Source organism: Nocardioides sp. Z13_37, from assembly GCF_058355585.1.
On the sequence record NZ_JBZGDV010000009.1, the window covers coordinates 67793 to 81233 of the forward strand.

15 protein-coding genes are annotated in these 13441 nt (G+C 73.1%); 12 read left to right on the forward strand and 3 right to left on the reverse strand.

Annotation, left to right across the window (positions count from 1 at the left end; genetic code table 11):
• Positions 1–69 precede the first annotated feature (69 nt).
• The 6 genes from AC4H2S_RS18810 (at position 70) to AC4H2S_RS18835 (ending at position 6097) form a co-directional block, all read left to right on the forward strand.
• Positions 70–1560 carry a GntP family permease gene (locus AC4H2S_RS18810; protein WP_491498510.1) on the forward strand — a complete coding sequence of 497 codons (1491 nt, stop codon included), beginning with the start codon at positions 70–72 and terminating at the stop codon, positions 1558–1560.
• 1 nt (position 1561) lies between these two features.
• A complete protein-coding gene (locus tag AC4H2S_RS18815; protein ID WP_491498511.1) occupies positions 1562–2881 on the forward strand; it encodes a four-carbon acid sugar kinase family protein in 1320 nt (439 codons plus the stop codon).
• 54 nt (positions 2882–2935) lie between these two features.
• Positions 2936–3973 carry a 4-hydroxythreonine-4-phosphate dehydrogenase PdxA gene (pdxA, locus tag AC4H2S_RS18820; protein WP_491498512.1) on the forward strand — a complete coding sequence of 346 codons (1038 nt, stop codon included), beginning with the start codon at positions 2936–2938 and terminating at the stop codon, positions 3971–3973.
• Between the two features lie 24 nt (positions 3974–3997).
• Positions 3998–4774 carry a DeoR/GlpR family DNA-binding transcription regulator gene (locus AC4H2S_RS18825; protein WP_491498513.1) on the forward strand — a complete coding sequence of 259 codons (777 nt, stop codon included), beginning with the start codon at positions 3998–4000 and terminating at the stop codon, positions 4772–4774.
• Between the two features lie 89 nt (positions 4775–4863).
• On the forward strand, positions 4864–5844 hold the full coding sequence (locus tag AC4H2S_RS18830) for an SPFH domain-containing protein (protein ID WP_491498514.1): 981 nt from the start codon (positions 4864–4866) through the stop codon (positions 5842–5844).
• 13 nt (positions 5845–5857) lie between these two features.
• Positions 5858–6097: a type II toxin-antitoxin system antitoxin gene (locus AC4H2S_RS18835; RefSeq protein WP_491498515.1), complete on the forward strand. Its 240-nt coding sequence runs from the start codon at positions 5858–5860 to the stop codon at positions 6095–6097.
• Positions 6098–6130: 33 nt separating this feature from the next.
• Here the strand turns inward: AC4H2S_RS18835 and AC4H2S_RS18840 are convergent, their stop codons facing one another.
• The 3 genes from AC4H2S_RS18840 to AC4H2S_RS18850 form a co-directional block, all read right to left on the reverse strand.
• On the reverse strand, positions 6131–6811 hold the full coding sequence (locus tag AC4H2S_RS18840) for a nucleoside/nucleotide kinase family protein (protein ID WP_491498516.1): 681 nt from the start codon (positions 6809–6811) through the stop codon (positions 6131–6133).
• 50 nt (positions 6812–6861) lie between these two features.
• Complete coding sequence (locus AC4H2S_RS18845) at positions 6862–7455, reverse strand: tetratricopeptide repeat protein (protein WP_491498517.1); 594 nt, start codon at positions 7453–7455, stop codon at positions 6862–6864.
• Positions 7456–7675: 220 nt separating this feature from the next.
• Positions 7676–8044 (reverse strand): hypothetical protein, encoded by a 369-nt coding sequence (locus AC4H2S_RS18850; RefSeq protein ID WP_491498518.1) that lies wholly within the window; start codon positions 8042–8044, stop codon positions 7676–7678.
• 67 nt (positions 8045–8111) lie between these two features.
• Between AC4H2S_RS18850 and AC4H2S_RS18855 the strand changes: the two genes are divergently transcribed.
• The 6 genes from AC4H2S_RS18855 to AC4H2S_RS18880 all read left to right on the forward strand — a co-directional run bounded on the left by AC4H2S_RS18855 (position 8112) and on the right by AC4H2S_RS18880 (position 13415).
• The gene (locus AC4H2S_RS18855) at positions 8112–9251 is read left to right on the forward strand and encodes a serine hydrolase domain-containing protein (RefSeq protein WP_491498519.1); all 1140 of its coding nucleotides are present in this window, start codon (positions 8112–8114) and stop codon (positions 9249–9251) included.
• Positions 9252–9312: 61 nt separating this feature from the next.
• Positions 9313–10257 carry an ABC transporter ATP-binding protein gene (locus AC4H2S_RS18860; protein ID WP_491498520.1) on the forward strand — a complete coding sequence of 315 codons (945 nt, stop codon included), beginning with the start codon at positions 9313–9315 and terminating at the stop codon, positions 10255–10257.
• Between the two features lie 8 nt (positions 10258–10265).
• Positions 10266–11441, forward strand: coding sequence for an ABC transporter permease (locus tag AC4H2S_RS18865; RefSeq protein ID WP_491498521.1), 1176 nt, complete (start codon positions 10266–10268; stop codon positions 11439–11441).
• Positions 11438–12601, forward strand: coding sequence for an ABC transporter permease (locus tag AC4H2S_RS18870; protein WP_491498522.1), 1164 nt, complete (start codon positions 11438–11440; stop codon positions 12599–12601). Before AC4H2S_RS18865 ends, AC4H2S_RS18870 begins: the two co-directional genes overlap by 4 nt.
• A 60-nt stretch (positions 12602–12661) precedes the next feature.
• Positions 12662–12901 carry a hypothetical protein gene (locus AC4H2S_RS18875; protein ID WP_491498523.1) on the forward strand — a complete coding sequence of 80 codons (240 nt, stop codon included), beginning with the start codon at positions 12662–12664 and terminating at the stop codon, positions 12899–12901.
• Positions 12902–12905: 4 nt separating this feature from the next.
• Positions 12906–13415, forward strand: coding sequence for a mycothiol transferase (locus tag AC4H2S_RS18880; protein WP_491498524.1), 510 nt, complete (start codon positions 12906–12908; stop codon positions 13413–13415).
• The last annotated feature ends 26 nt before the right edge of the window (positions 13416–13441 follow it).

Sequence of the window (13441 nt, forward strand, 5' to 3'; positions counted from 1 at the left end):
GTGACGGCCGTCACAGTCGAGGATGAGCCGCAGCCCCGACCGTTGGACCCCGGCCCCTGGAGGCTCTCGATGGACCTGCAACTGCTCCTCGCCCTCGTGCTCGGCATCGCGACGATCATCTTCCTGGTCCTGCGCACCAGGATCGACGCCTTCGTCGCGCTGCTGATCGCCGCGCTGGTGACCGGATTCGTGGCCGGCTCGCCGGCCCTCGACACGATCACCTCGATGACCACGGGCTTCGGCAACACCCTGGCCTCGATCGGCATCGTGATCGGCCTAGGGGTCGCGATCGGCAAGATCCTCGAGGTGTCCGGAGCCGCTGACACGCTGGCCAGGACCTTCGTCAAGGCGCTGGGACGCGGCCGCGAGCACTGGGCCATGGCGGGCACCGGGGCGGTCGTCTCGATCCCGGTGTTCTGCGACTCGGGCTACGTCATCATGAACCCGCTCGCGCGCTCGATCGCGCGCCGGATCAACGGGCGCTACGTCACCCTGGCGCTGGCGCTCGGGTGCGGCATGACCCTGACGCACCACCTCGTGCCGCCGACGCCCGGACCGCTGGGCGTGGCCGGCATCCTCGGGGCCGACCTCGGCGGGCTGATCCTGGCCGGCCTCGTCTTCACGATCCTCCTGCTGCCGATCGTCATCCTCTATGCCGCGTGGATGGGGCCCAAGCTCGAGAGCGAGCTCAACGAGGGGGTCCGTGAGGCGGTCTACGGCCGGGTCCCGGCCCACGCCTCGCCGCGCTCCGGCGGCACCTCGACGACCACCGTGGACGGGCCGGGGGACGGTGCCGAGAGCCCGATGGTGGACGAGGCTCCCGTGCACCAGCTCGGTGAGCCGCCGGAGGGCGGGAAGCCGCACACCATCTCGTTCGGTCTGGCCGCCCTCCCGCTGCTCGTGCCCCTGCTGCTGATCGTGCTCAACACGGTGGCCGCCGCCGTCGACCGCAACAGCCAGGGGGCGCTCGGCCCCGACGACGAGTACACGCCCTCGCAGTGGGCCGAGGTGCTGGCGTTCATCGGCAACCCCGTCGTCGCGCTGATCATCGGCATCGTGCTCGCCGTCTACGTCCTGCTCCCGCGCTGGACCCCGCGCAAGCAGGTCCACAGCTGGATGGCGGAGGCTGCGGCGTCCGCCGGCCTGATCATCCTGATCACCGGCGCCGGCGGCGCCCTCGGCCAGGTGCTCCGCGACTCCGGCGTGGGTGACGCGCTGGCGGAGGCGATCGCCGACCTCAGCCTGCCCGGCGTGCTCGTGCCCTACCTCATCGCAAGCCTGGTCCGGGTCGCCCAGGGCTCCGGCACGGTCGCGATGATCACCGCGGCGTCGGTGAGTGCCCCGCTCGTGGTGGGCCTGGACCTGTCCCCGCTCGCCGCCGCGCTGGCGTGCTGCGCCGGGTCGATGGTGTTCAGCTACTTCAACGACTCCTACTTCTGGGTCGTCACCCGGTTCACCGGTCTCGAGGGCACCGCGGCCCTGCGCGGCTGGTCCGGCATCACGACCGCCGTCTGGCTCGGCTCGCTGCCGCTGGTGCTCGTCGCGGGCGCGGTCCTGTGAGATGGCAGGAGTGCTCGTCGTCGCCGACGACCTGACCGGGGCGAACGCCTGCGCGGCCGGGTTCGCCCGGGCCGGGTTCCGCGCCGCCACCGCGAGCGCCGGCGAGCACGCGGACGTCGTCGCCGAGATGGTGTCGCGCTTCGACGCCGTCGTGGCCACCACCGACAGCCGCCACCTCGACCCGGCCAGGGCGCGCGAGCGCGTCGGCCGGGTGGTCCGCGCCGGCTGGCCGGCCCGGTTGGTCTGCAACCGCATCGACACCACCCTGCGCGGCCACGTCGGTGCGACCACGCGCGAGGTGCTCGAGCGCGTCCGCGAGCTGACCGGCGCGCAGGTCGCGGTGCTCTGCGCACCGGCCCATCCCGAAGCGTCCCGGCAGACGATCGGCGCGATGCAGCTGCTCGACGGGCGGCGGCTCGAGGACACCGAGGTGGCGCGCGACGCCCGCAGCCCCGTGCGTACGTCGAGCGTCGTCGCGCTGCTCACCGACCAGGCCGACCTCCGCGTGGTCGCGGTGCACCTCGAGGACGTCACCGGCGATCTCGACGCGCTCGCCCGCACGATCCGCCGGCACCTCGACGAGGGGGCGGAGGTGATCGTCGCCGACGCCACGACGACCGACCACCTCGACCGGGTCGCCACGGCGGCGGTCGCTGCGACCGCCGGCACGGACACGGTGTGGACGACCACCGACCCGGGGCCGGCGTCCGTGGCGCTCGCCCGGGCGATGGGGCTGGCCGACGACGTCCCCGGCGCGCCGCTGCTCTGCCTCTCCGGGTCCGCCACCGAGCTGACCCGGCTCCAGCTGCGCCAGCTCGTCACCGAGCGCGGCGCCCGCGCCCTGCGTACGCCCGGGGCGCACGCCGTTCCCGACGTCGACGCGACCGCCGAGCTGCTCGCCGACGCGCTGGCCGGGGCCGGCGCCGACGGCATCGTCGTGCTCGCCACCGTCCTCGACGAGTCGGACCTTTGGTCGCCGACACCGGAGGAGGCGACGCAGATCCCGCTCGCCCTGGCCCGCGCGGCCCGCCGGGCGCTGGAGTCGCACCGCGTGGACGGCGTCTTCGCCACCGGGGGCGACGTGACCGCCGCCCTCCTCGCCGAGCTGGGGTCGCACGGCCTCGAGGTGGCCGACGAGGTGGAGCCGCTGGCGGTCTCCGGCTCGTTGGTCGGCGGGCCGTGGGACGGTATGCAGGTGGTGACCAAGGGCGGCCTCATCGGCGACGCCGGCACCACGGTCGCCTGCCTCGACCACCTCCGCACGCAGGTCGACGCCCACCGCCGGCAGGTCACCGCGGCCGAGTCGCGCGAGCGCCGCTGACGCCACAGCACCCCCCGATCCCGCACAGCAGGCCTGCAGAGAAGGAGAGCCACCATGACCCGACACGTACTCGCCCTGACCCTCGGCGACCCGGTGGGCATCGGCCCGGAGATCACCGCGAAGACCCTCGTCGACCAGGCCGGTGCGAGCGACCACCACGGTGTGGCCGTGGGCGACCCCGCCGCGCTCCGTCGCGGCGCGGAGGCGATGGGGCTCGACGTCGAGGTGCGGGTCGTCGACGCCTTCGACGTCGAGCCCGTCGAGGGCGTCATCGACTGCTACGACACCGGCGTGCTGGGCGACGACGTGCCCGAGTGGGGCGTCGTCGACAAGCGCGCCGGCCTCGCGGCCGTGACGTCGATCGAGGTCGCCACCCAGGCCGCGATGGACCGCAAGGTCGCCGGCATCGTCACCGGCCCGATCAACAAGGAGGCGATCTGGGCGGCGGGCTCGGAGCACCTCGGGCACACCGAGATGCTCGGCGCGCTGACCGGCGTGACAAAGCAGGACACCATGTTCGTGGTGCGCAACGACGCAGCCGGCGGGCACCACCTGCGGATCTTCTTCACGACCCGGCACGTGTCGCTGCGCAAGGCGCTCGACCAGATCACCCGTGAGTCGGTGGGGGAGTCGATCGTCAAGGCCCACACTGCGCTGAAGGTCTTCGGCGTCGAGGAGCCGCGCCTGGCGATCGCGGCGATCAATCCGCACGGCGGCGAGAACGGGGCCTTCGGCGACGAGGAGATCGTCCACCTGGCGCCGGCCGTCGAGGATGCGCGGGCCAACGGGATCGAGGTGTCCGGCCCCGTCCCCGCCGACTCGGTCTTCCACCAGGGTCTCGTCGGCAGGTACGACGGCGTCCTGTCGCACTTCCACGACCAGGGCCACATCCCCGCCAAGACCTTTGACTTCGACGGCACGATCTCGGTGACGGTGGGGCTGCCGATCCTGCGGACCTCGGTCGACCACGGCACCGCCTTCGACATCGCCGGCACCGGCAAGGCCGGGCACGGCACGATGCTCTCGGCCTACCTGGCAGCGGTCGACTACGCGCCCTACGTCGACAACATCCGATCGACCTACGGCTCCTGAGCACAGGCGCCCGGCAGGAGGACCGTGGCTCGCGACACCCGAGTGCGACGCGCGACGCAGGAGCGCCACGACGCGGTGGTCGCCCTCGTCCGCGAGGGCGTGGACAGCGTCGAGGTGCTGGCCGAGCGGCTCGGCGTCTCCGCCTCGACGGTCCGCCGCGACCTCGCGACCCTGCAGCGCGACGGACGGCTCGCCCGGACGTACGGCGGTGCGCTGGCGCGCGACGTGTTCCACGAGCGGTCCTTCCTCGAGAGCGAGCGCCTCAACCTCGCCGCCAAGTCGGCCATCGCCGCGACGGCGGTCGACCTGGTGCCGGCCGGGGGAACGGTGTTCGTCGACGCCGGGACCACCTGCCTGGCGCTCGCGCAGCTGCTGGAGGACCGCGGCCCGATGACGGTCGTCACGCGCGGCCTCGAGGCCGCGCTGCTGCTGTCGCGGGCCGAGGACGTCGACGTGGTGGTTGTCGGCGGACGCGTGCAGCCGCTCAGCCACGGCGTTCTCGGCCCGCTGTCGGCGTTGGCGCTGGACCGCTACCAGTTCGACGTGGCCTTCCTGGGCGCCGATGCCGTCGACCCGCTGCGGGGGCTGGGGGAGCCGACCGTCGACGAGACGTGGATCAAGGAGCGTGCCGCGGCGGTCGCCGACCAGGTCGTGCTGCTGGCCGATGCGTCCAAGCTCGGGCAGCCGGCGCCGACCTGGCTGCCGGTCGAGCCGTCGTGGACCGTGGTGATCGACGCCTCCGCGTCGGACGCCGCGATCGCCCAGCTCCGCGAGCGGGGGGTGCGGGTGCTGATCGCGTGAGGTCCCGCGCCACGAGTCCTTCGAAAAGGCAGCGCGACCTCGGTAAAATGTGATATCACTTTGCCATCACATTCTGACGGAGGGTGCACATGAGCGGTGAGCAGCAGGTCAAGGACGCCGGACACGTCGACGAGTCGGAGGGCGGGGCTCCCGCCGGCCGGCCGGTCGGGCACGAGGGCACGCGGGTGGACGTCACGGAGCGCGTGGCGTGGTCGATCGACGGCTTCGCGGGCCTCGCGGTCTCGCTGGTGCTGATCGGGCTCGGCACCTGGCTCTTCGTGCTCGGCGTCATCGACGCCGACGCCGGGCGCGGCGGCATCGGCCAGATCCTCGGCGGATCGACCGTGGTGCTCCTCGGGCTGGTGCTCTCCGCGTCGCTGACGATCGTGGCGCCGGGGCAGACGCGGGTCGTGCAGTTCTTCGGCCGCTACGTCGGCACGGTGCGCAAGCCCGGCCTGCGGATGCTCGTGCCCCTCACCACGCGCCGCAACGTCTCGGTGCGCGTGCACAACTTCGAGACCCACGAGCTCAAGGTCAACGACGCCGACGGCAACCCGATCAACATCGCCGCGATCGTCGTGTGGCAGGTCGCCGACACGGCCCGGGCCACCTTCGCGGTCGAGGACTACGAGGACTTCGTGGCGGTGCAGGCCGAGTCCGCGCTGCGCCACGTGGCGATGAGCCACCCCTACGACCACGCCGCCAACGAGGTGACCCTCCGCGGCGACACCGAGATCATCTCCGGCGAGCTGGCCGCCGAGGTCGCCGCCCGCATCGCGCTGGCCGGCCTCGAGGTCATCGAGGTGCGCATCTCCGCCCTCGCCTACGCCCCCGAGATCGCCCAGGCGATGCTCCAGCGCCAGCAGGCGTCGGCCGTCATCGCCGCGCGCGAGAAGATCGTCGAGGGCGCGGTCGGCATGGTCGAGAGCGCCCTCGAGCAGCTCGAGAGGAAGGACATCGTCGACCTCGACGCCGAGCGCAAGGCGGCCATGGTGTCCAACCTGCTGGTGGTGCTCTGCTCCGAGCGGGGCACGACGCCCGTGGTCAACGCCGGGTCGCTCTACACCTGACCGGGCCGCGGCCATGGGCGAGGAGACGGAGCCGGAGGCTCCCCGACGAGGTCCCGAGCGCAAGCCGGTGCTGGTGCGCCTGGACCCCGCTGTGCACGCCGCCCTCCAGCGCTGGGCGGCCGACGAGCTGCGCAGCGTCAACGCCCAGGTCGAGATGGTGATCCGGGACGCGCTCCGGGCCGCCGGCCGTGCTCCCCGCGACGCCGGCCCGGTGCCCCGGCGCGGCCGCCCGCCCAAGGGCTCGCAGGACTGAGGCTCGCCGTGGGGACGCGCGACGTCCCCGCGGTCAGAGGTCGTCCGGATCGACGACGAGGTCCGCAGCGGGTCGGGTCGCGGCGACCAGGTCGGCGTTCGGCTCGTCCACCCGCTCGACCCAGGCGCGGGCGGCGTCGGGGCTCTTGCCGAACTGCTCGTGGCGCCGGACCAGCCGCTCACGTCGTACGAGCGGGTCCACGTCGACGTACCACGCCTCAGCGAGCAGCGGGCGTACGCGCTCCCACCCGCCGTCGGGCAGCAGGAGGTAGTTGCCCTCGGTGACCACCAGTCGCGCCGACGGCTCGATCGCGATCGCCGCCGCGACCGGCTGCTCGAGGTCTCGCTCGAAGCCCGGCACGAAGAGGGTGCGGTCGGGCTCGTCGTACAGCCGGCGCAGGGCGGTGACATAGCCGTCGGCGTCGAAGGTGTCCGGCGCCCCCTTGCGGTCGCGCCGGCCCAGCCGGTCGAGCTGGACGTCGGCGAGGTGGAAGCCGTCCATCGGCAGGTGCGCGACGGCCTCCGGGCCGAGCTCCGCACGCAGTCGCCCCACCAGCGTCTCGGCGAGCGTCGTCTTGCCGGCACCGGGCGGCCCCGCGATGCCCAGCAGGGCGCGGCCGGGCCGGTCGAGGAGGTGCGCGGCGCGCTCGACGAGGGCGGACAGCGAGGGGGTCTGCGGCGGCGTACGCCGGTCGTGGTCCGCCGCGTGGTCCATGCCGTGGAGCGTAGTGGGCGCAGATCCCACCCACCGCCCGACCGAGATCGTCAGTCGTCCATCCGGGCGCGGCGTGCGGCCAGCGTCGTCCGCGCGAGGATGTCGTAGTGGTCCGGTGGCAGCTGGAGTGCCTGTCGCACCCGCCATCGCCCGAGCAGCGCGTATTGCTCGCCGGGCTCGGGCAGGTGCTGGTGGGGGTCGAGGTCACGAAGCCCGATGGTGAACCAGCGCATCGCCTCGCGCAGACGCCCGTCCTCCTCGAGGGCGTCGGCGACGCGCTCGATTGCCTCGGCGGGCAGGACGGCACCGCGCCGACGGAGCTCCTGGAGAAGTGGGCCGGCCTCGTCGCCGCGACCGCCCTCGATGAGGAAGGCGACCCGCATGGCCTGCACGACGTGGCCATCGTCGTCGGAGACGGGGCCTGCCTGGTCGAGCGTCGCGAGTGCTGCGTCGACGTCTCCTCGCATGGCCTGGTGGTCCGCGATCACCTGCAGCACGTCGAGCCGGCCGGGGTCTCCGACGGCCATCTCGGACAACAGCTCGGTCGCAGGTCCGAGGGTCTCGACCCGGGGATCGAACTCCCACGAGTCGATCAGGTCGTGCACTACGTCCAGGGAGAGAGGAGAGCGGCCAGTGTCGCGCATGTGTGCAGTCTGCCGGTGACAACCGTGCGTGCGCCCGCGCGGCTCGCGGACCACTACCGGAGACCGACGACGTCGGCGGGCATCGGACGGATCGCGCCACGGGTGGCGAGGTGCACGACCTCGCACGGGGCGTGTCCACAGATCCGGGCGGACGTCTTGTGGCGCCTGCCGACGCAGGCCCTGGCTCGGAGGCATGTCCCACGAGGTGACGCTCGAGCGGTCAGTCGCGCTCCCACGGCGCCTCGTCGCCCAGCTTGTCGTAGTACTTGGCGAGGTGGCTCTTGACGCGGTCGACGTCCTTGGTCGGCAGGTCGACCCCGCCGCGGCCGCCCGACATCACGTTGCCGGCCGCCATCACACCGCGTGGCACGGCGCGCAGCCGGCCGTCGACCACGTCGGCGATCAGCAGCTTGTAGGCGGTGAAGTTGTCCTTCTTGTCCGCGTCGTACCAGACGTGGGCGTCGCGATACTTCTCGTTGGGCTCGTCCTCGGCGCCCGCCCACTCGCGCACCCGCTTCTCGGCGGCGTCACCGTCCCACTCGCGGTCGCGGTCGGCCAGCGGCAGGTCCTGGAAGCTCGACACAGCCATGCCTCCCACGGTGCTCCGTCGCTGTCGGGAGCAGCCACACCCCGAGGGACGGGCGTACGGTCTGGCCATGGCAGACCTCGAGACGACGCTGCGCCCCTTCGTGGACTCCGGCGCCGTTCCCGGCCTCGTCGCCGTCCTCGCGCGCGGCGACGACGTGGAGGTGGTCACCCTCGGCGTCCAGGGCGGGAGCGGTGCACCGATGGCCCGCGACTCGATCTTCCGGGGCGCCTCCATCATCAAGCCGTTGACCGCCGCGCTCACGATGACGCTGGTCGAGGACGGACGCGTCGACCTCGACGCCCCGGTCGCCGACCTGCTCCCCGAGCTCGCCGAGCCGCGGGTGCTGCGCACGCTCGAGAGCCGACTGGACGACACGGTCACGTGCGAGCGGCCCGTCACTGCCCGGCACCTGCTCACCGGGACGGCGGGCCACGGCTTCTGCACCTGGGAGTCGGCGGTCACGCCGCTGCTGATGGAGCGGTTGCACCAGGCGGCGGACGACATCCACGAGGTGCCGGCGCCCGACGAGTGGATGCGACGGCTCGCCGAGATCCCGCTCATGCACCAGCCGGGTGAGGGCTGGACCTACAACGCCTCCTACGACGTGCTCGGCGTCCTCCTCGCCCGAACTGCCGGCCAGGACCTCGCCGAGCTGATGGCGGAGCGCCTGTTCGAGCCGCTCGGCATGGTCGACACCGGCTTCCACGTGCCGCCCGACACGGTGGACAGGCTCACGACGCTGTACGGCGCCGACGCTCGCGGTGCCCTGGAGGTCCGCGACGAGCCGGACGGGGTCTTCACGCGCCCGCCGGCCTTCCCCTCCGGCTCGGGCGGTCTCGTGACGACGGCCGACGACTGGCTGGCGTTCGGCCGGATGCTGCGGGCCGGGGGAGGGGACGTGCTCAGCGCCGACTCGGTGCGGCAGATGACCACCGACCACACCACGCCCGCGCACCGCGAGCTGGGCGGGTTCTTCCTCGACGGCCAGGGCTGGGGCTTCGGCGGCGGCGTCGACATCGGCCTCGTCGACCCGTGGAGCGTCGTCGGCCGCTACGGCTGGGTCGGCGGCACCGGCACGTCGGCGTACGTGCATCCCGACGGCGTGGTGGCGATCCTCCTCACGCAGGTGGTGCTCGGCTCTCCCGGTGTCGAGGAGCTGCTCCAGGCGTTCTGGACGGCGAGCGCCGATCGGCGCTCGCACGCGTGACGTTCGGCCCTCCCCCCGCTCGCGTGCGTTCCCTAGCGTGGGGGTGACGGGAGGGACCCAGATGAGTGACGACGTGCTGGTGGTGGACTCGCTCGTGCGCCGCTTCGGGGACCTGACGGCGGTCGATGACGTGTCGTTCCGCATCGCGGCGGGCGAGACCTACGGCCTGCTCGGGCCCAACGGGGCGGGCAAGACCACGACGATCTCGATGGCGGCGGGCCTCATCGCGGCCGACGAGGGCACCGTGACCGTCGCCGGCGAGCGGATGACCCCGCGCACCACCGGTCCCAAGCGGCACCTCGGGCTGGTGCCGCAGGAGCTCGCGATCTACCCCGACCTGACCGGTCGCGAGAACCTCATGCTCTTCGGCCGCTTGCAGGGCCTGCGCGGCGCGGCGCTGAAGGCGCGCGTCGAGGAGGTGCTCGAGCTCATCGGCCTGGCCGACCGCGCCAAGGACCGCAGCAAGCACTACAGCGGTGGGATGAAGCGCCGGCTCAACATCGGCGTGGGCCTGCTCAACCGGCCGACCCTGCTGATCCTCGACGAGCCCACCGTGGGCGTCGACCCGCAGTCGCGCAACGCGATCCTGGAGTCGGTGGAGGCGCTGTCGGGCGAGGGGATGGCCGTGCTCTACACGACGCACTACATGGAGGAGGCCGAGCGGCTCTGCGACCGCATCGGCATCATCGACGCCGGCCGGCTGGAGGCCGAGGGCACGCGCGACGAGCTGGTCCGGCTCACCGGTGGCGTCGACACGATCCGGCTCGGCGGCAGCAGCGGTGACCTGGCGGACGCCGCCGAGGAGCTGCGCCGCATCCCCGGTGTCGAGCGCGTCGAGGCGGACCGGCGCTCGGCGTCGCTGACCGTCAAGGACGCCTCGACGCTCGTGGCGCAGGTCGTCGGCACGGCGGCGGCGCACGGCGTCACGCTGGCCGACGTGGAGATCTCGCGACCCGACCTCGAGTCGGTCTTCCTCCACCTCACCGGCAAGGGCCTGCGGGACTAGGGACGACGATGCGCCAGCTCCTCGTGCTCACCGGTGCCGACCTGCTCCAGCGGCTGCGCGACCGGTCGGTCCTGATCTTCGCGCTGGTCGTGCCGCTGGCGCTGATGACGGTCTTCAACCTGGTCTTCGGTGCGGCCGAGGACGTCGACATCGCCCCGGTCACCGTCGCGGTGAGCGCTCCCGCGGCCGACGAGGTCGCGCAGGCGCTGGTCGGGGCGATCCGCTCGCTCGACGACGCCGACGAGCTCGACGTCACCGTCGTCGAGACCGACGACGCGGCCGCCCGGCGACAGGTCGAGGACGGCGACGCCGGGCTGGCGCTGCTCGTCCCCGAGGGCTTCGGGCAGGCGGCCCAGGACGGGAGGCCCGTCACCGTCGACGCCGTGCGGGGCGACGACGCCGGGATCGAGGCCGACGTCGTGCTGTCGGTCGTCGACGGGGTGCTGGACCAGATGGCCGGCGGCGCGGCCACCACCCGCGCGGCCCTGGCCGAGGGCGTGCCGGAGGACGAGGTGGGCGCGCTGGTGGAGGAGGCCACGGCCGACGCCCCGGCGTACGACATCGTGCGCGGCGAGGCGTCCGACGAGCAGCTCGGCGCGGGTGCGGCGTTGGTCGCGGGGCAGGCCGGGCTCTTCCTCCTCTTCACCGTGAGCTTCGGCGTCAGCGGGCTGCTGGTCGACCGGGAGGCCGGAACGCTCGCCCGGCTGCGCTCGATGCCGATCCCGCGGTGGGTGGTGATCGCGTCCAAGGCGCTGGTCAGCTTCGTGCTCGGCGTGGTGTCGACGAGCATCCTGCTGGCGCTGGGCGGCTACCTCTTCGACGCCCACTTCGGCTCGGTCCCGGCCGTCGCGCTGCTCGTGCTCTGCGCGGCCGCGGCCGGGACGTCCGTGATGTTCCTGGTCGTCCGGGTCGCCCGCACCACCGAGCAGGCGGGCATCGCGACCTCGATCGTCGCGCTCGTGCTGGGCATCGGTGGTGGTGCCTTCTTCCCGGTGACCGCGACCGGGCCGCTCTCGCGGGTGCTCGACCTCAACCCGGTCTCGGCGCTGCTGCGCGGGCTCGGCGCCACCTCCGGCGGCGGCGGCATCGCCGACGTCGGGGTGCCGGTGGCGATCATGCTGGGCTTCGCCGTGGCGATGGTGGTCGTCTCCCGTCTCGTCCCCGACCGGGGGGCGTTGTCATGAGGAACGCGCTGACCGTGGCCGGCGCCGAGCTCCGGCTCTTCCTGCGTGACCGCTCCAACCTGTTCTTCGTCTTCGTCTTCCCGCTGCTGCTGGTGCTGATGATCGGCCTGCAGTTCGGCGAGGACGCGACCGCGGGTCGCGTGGCGGTGAGCGGGTCGGAGTCGTCGTTGCGGTCCGCGCTGGTCGGTCAGCTCGAGACCGAGGACGTCGTGGTCAGCGACCCCGGCTGGGACGACGCGCTGGCCCTGCTCGCACGCGGCCGGCTCGACGTGGCCGTGCGCGTCGACGGCGACGCGGTGACGGCGTACGACGCGGGCGGGCCCGTCACGCTGGAGGTCGTGCGCTCGTCGTCGGGCTCTGCCCAGGTCGTCGAGCAGGAGGTGCGCACCGCCGTCGAGGCGCTGCGCTCGCAACGGGCGGAGCAGCTCGCGCTGGAGGCCGCCGGCGTGCCACCCGAGCGGGCCGCGGCGGCGCTCGCGGCCGCCGAGCGCGAGGTCGCCGCCCCGCGTCTGGAGGTGACGAGCGTCGACCGGTTCAGCCAGGAGTTCGACGGGATGGGACAGTTCGAGCTCGGCGCCGCCGGCCAGCTGCTGCTCTTCGTCTTCCTGGCCTGCCTCGGCGGGTCCGCCACCCTCATCCAGGCCCGTCGGCTCGGCGTCGTGTCGCGGATGCTGGCCGGGCCCGTGACGGCCGGCGAGCTGATCGCCGGACAGGTGCTCGGCCGCTGGGCGATCGGCCTGTTCCAGGGTGGCTACCTGATGCTCGCGACCAGCCTGCTCTTCGGCGTCAGCTGGGGCAGCCTCCCGGTCGCGCTGCTCGTGCTGGTGCTCTTCAGCCTCGTTGCCGCGGGTGCCGCGATCCTGCTCGGCACCCTGCTGGAGAACGAGGGGGCGGCCAACGGCGGCGGCATCGGGATCGGGCTGGTCCTCGCGGCGCTGGGCGGGTCGATGTTCCCGCTCGAGCTCTTCCCCGACACGATGCGCACCATCTCCCGCTTCACCCCGCACGCGTGGGCCTACGAGGCGCTCGCCGACGTCCAGCGCCGCGGAGCGGGTCTGGCCGACGTGCTGCCGGAGCTCGGCGTGCTGGCGGGGATGGGGATCCTGCTGGGGGCCCTCGCTGCCTGGTCGCTGCGACGCAGCCTGGCGCGCGCGATGTGAGGATCGCGGCCCGCCGGCACACCCCGAGGGACGGTTGACCGCCTCACTACCGTGGTTCGCATGACTGACGAGGTGAAGCAGGCAGCCATCGAGGCCGCGCAGCGCGTGGTCGACGAGGTCTCCTCCTGGCAGTACAGCGCCGAGGACAGCACCATCGCCGAGCAGCTCGACGAGGGCCTCGCCAAGGCCCAGGTCTCGCTCAGCGCCGACGAGCGCACGCGCATCCTCGCCGAGATCGACGCCATGAAGGACGAGCAGTCCTCGGCGCCACAGGTCCGGTCCGCGGCCGCGGTGGAGTGAGACCATGGACGCGCGAGGAGTGCTGACCGAGGGCTTCGGCCGGATCACCGAGATCTACGACTCGATCGCCGACGGCCTCGACGACGAGACGCTGCACCACCGCCCGGACGGCGTCGGCAACCCCATCGGCTGGCTGCTGTGGCACCTGGCCCGCGTCCAGGACGACCACATCGCCGACCTGGCCGGCGAGCGGCAGCTCTGGGAGCGGTTCCAGGACCGCTTCGGCCTGCCCAACGGCACCGACGACGTCGGGTACGGCCACACCAGCGAGCAGGTCGACGCCCTGCGCATCGAGGACCCGGCCCTGCTCGTGGACTACCACCACGAGGTCACGCTCGCGACCGCGCGCTACCTGCAGACCGTCGACGAGGCGGAGCTCGAGCGGGAGGTCGACCAGAGCTGGGACCCGCCGGTCACCGCCGGCGTACGACTGATCAGCATCCAGGCCGACTGCCTCCAGCACCTGGGGCAGGCGGCCTACGTGAAGGGACTTCTCGGGTCGCGCACCTCCTGACACCCAGGAGATGTCGAGGCCAGCTC

What these genes read in the sequence shown, in the direction of transcription:
- AC4H2S_RS18810 (WP_491498510.1), top strand. Translation starts at nt 70, where the DNA reads ATGGACCTGCAACTGCTCCTCGCCCTCGTGCTCGGCATCGCGACGATC.
- AC4H2S_RS18815 (WP_491498511.1), top strand. Translation starts at nt 1,562, where the DNA reads ATGGCAGGAGTGCTCGTCGTCGCCGACGACCTGACCGGGGCGAACGCC.
- pdxA (WP_491498512.1), top strand. Translation starts at nt 2,936, where the DNA reads ATGACCCGACACGTACTCGCCCTGACCCTCGGCGACCCGGTGGGCATC.
- AC4H2S_RS18830 (WP_491498514.1), top strand. Translation starts at nt 4,864, where the DNA reads ATGAGCGGTGAGCAGCAGGTCAAGGACGCCGGACACGTCGACGAGTCG.
- AC4H2S_RS18835 (WP_491498515.1), top strand. Translation starts at nt 5,858, where the DNA reads ATGGGCGAGGAGACGGAGCCGGAGGCTCCCCGACGAGGTCCCGAGCGC.
- AC4H2S_RS18840 (WP_491498516.1), bottom strand. Translation starts at nt 6,811, where the DNA reads ATGGACCACGCGGCGGACCACGACCGGCGTACGCCGCCGCAGACCCCC.
- AC4H2S_RS18845 (WP_491498517.1), bottom strand. Translation starts at nt 7,455, where the DNA reads ATGCGCGACACTGGCCGCTCTCCTCTCTCCCTGGACGTAGTGCACGAC.
- AC4H2S_RS18850 (WP_491498518.1), bottom strand. Translation starts at nt 8,044, where the DNA reads ATGGCTGTGTCGAGCTTCCAGGACCTGCCGCTGGCCGACCGCGACCGC.
- AC4H2S_RS18855 (WP_491498519.1), top strand. Translation starts at nt 8,112, where the DNA reads ATGGCAGACCTCGAGACGACGCTGCGCCCCTTCGTGGACTCCGGCGCC.
- AC4H2S_RS18860 (WP_491498520.1), top strand. Translation starts at nt 9,313, where the DNA reads ATGAGTGACGACGTGCTGGTGGTGGACTCGCTCGTGCGCCGCTTCGGG.
- AC4H2S_RS18865 (WP_491498521.1), top strand. Translation starts at nt 10,266, where the DNA reads ATGCGCCAGCTCCTCGTGCTCACCGGTGCCGACCTGCTCCAGCGGCTG.
- AC4H2S_RS18870 (WP_491498522.1), top strand. Translation starts at nt 11,438, where the DNA reads ATGAGGAACGCGCTGACCGTGGCCGGCGCCGAGCTCCGGCTCTTCCTG.
- AC4H2S_RS18875 (WP_491498523.1), top strand. Translation starts at nt 12,662, where the DNA reads ATGACTGACGAGGTGAAGCAGGCAGCCATCGAGGCCGCGCAGCGCGTG.
- AC4H2S_RS18880 (WP_491498524.1), top strand. Translation starts at nt 12,906, where the DNA reads ATGGACGCGCGAGGAGTGCTGACCGAGGGCTTCGGCCGGATCACCGAG.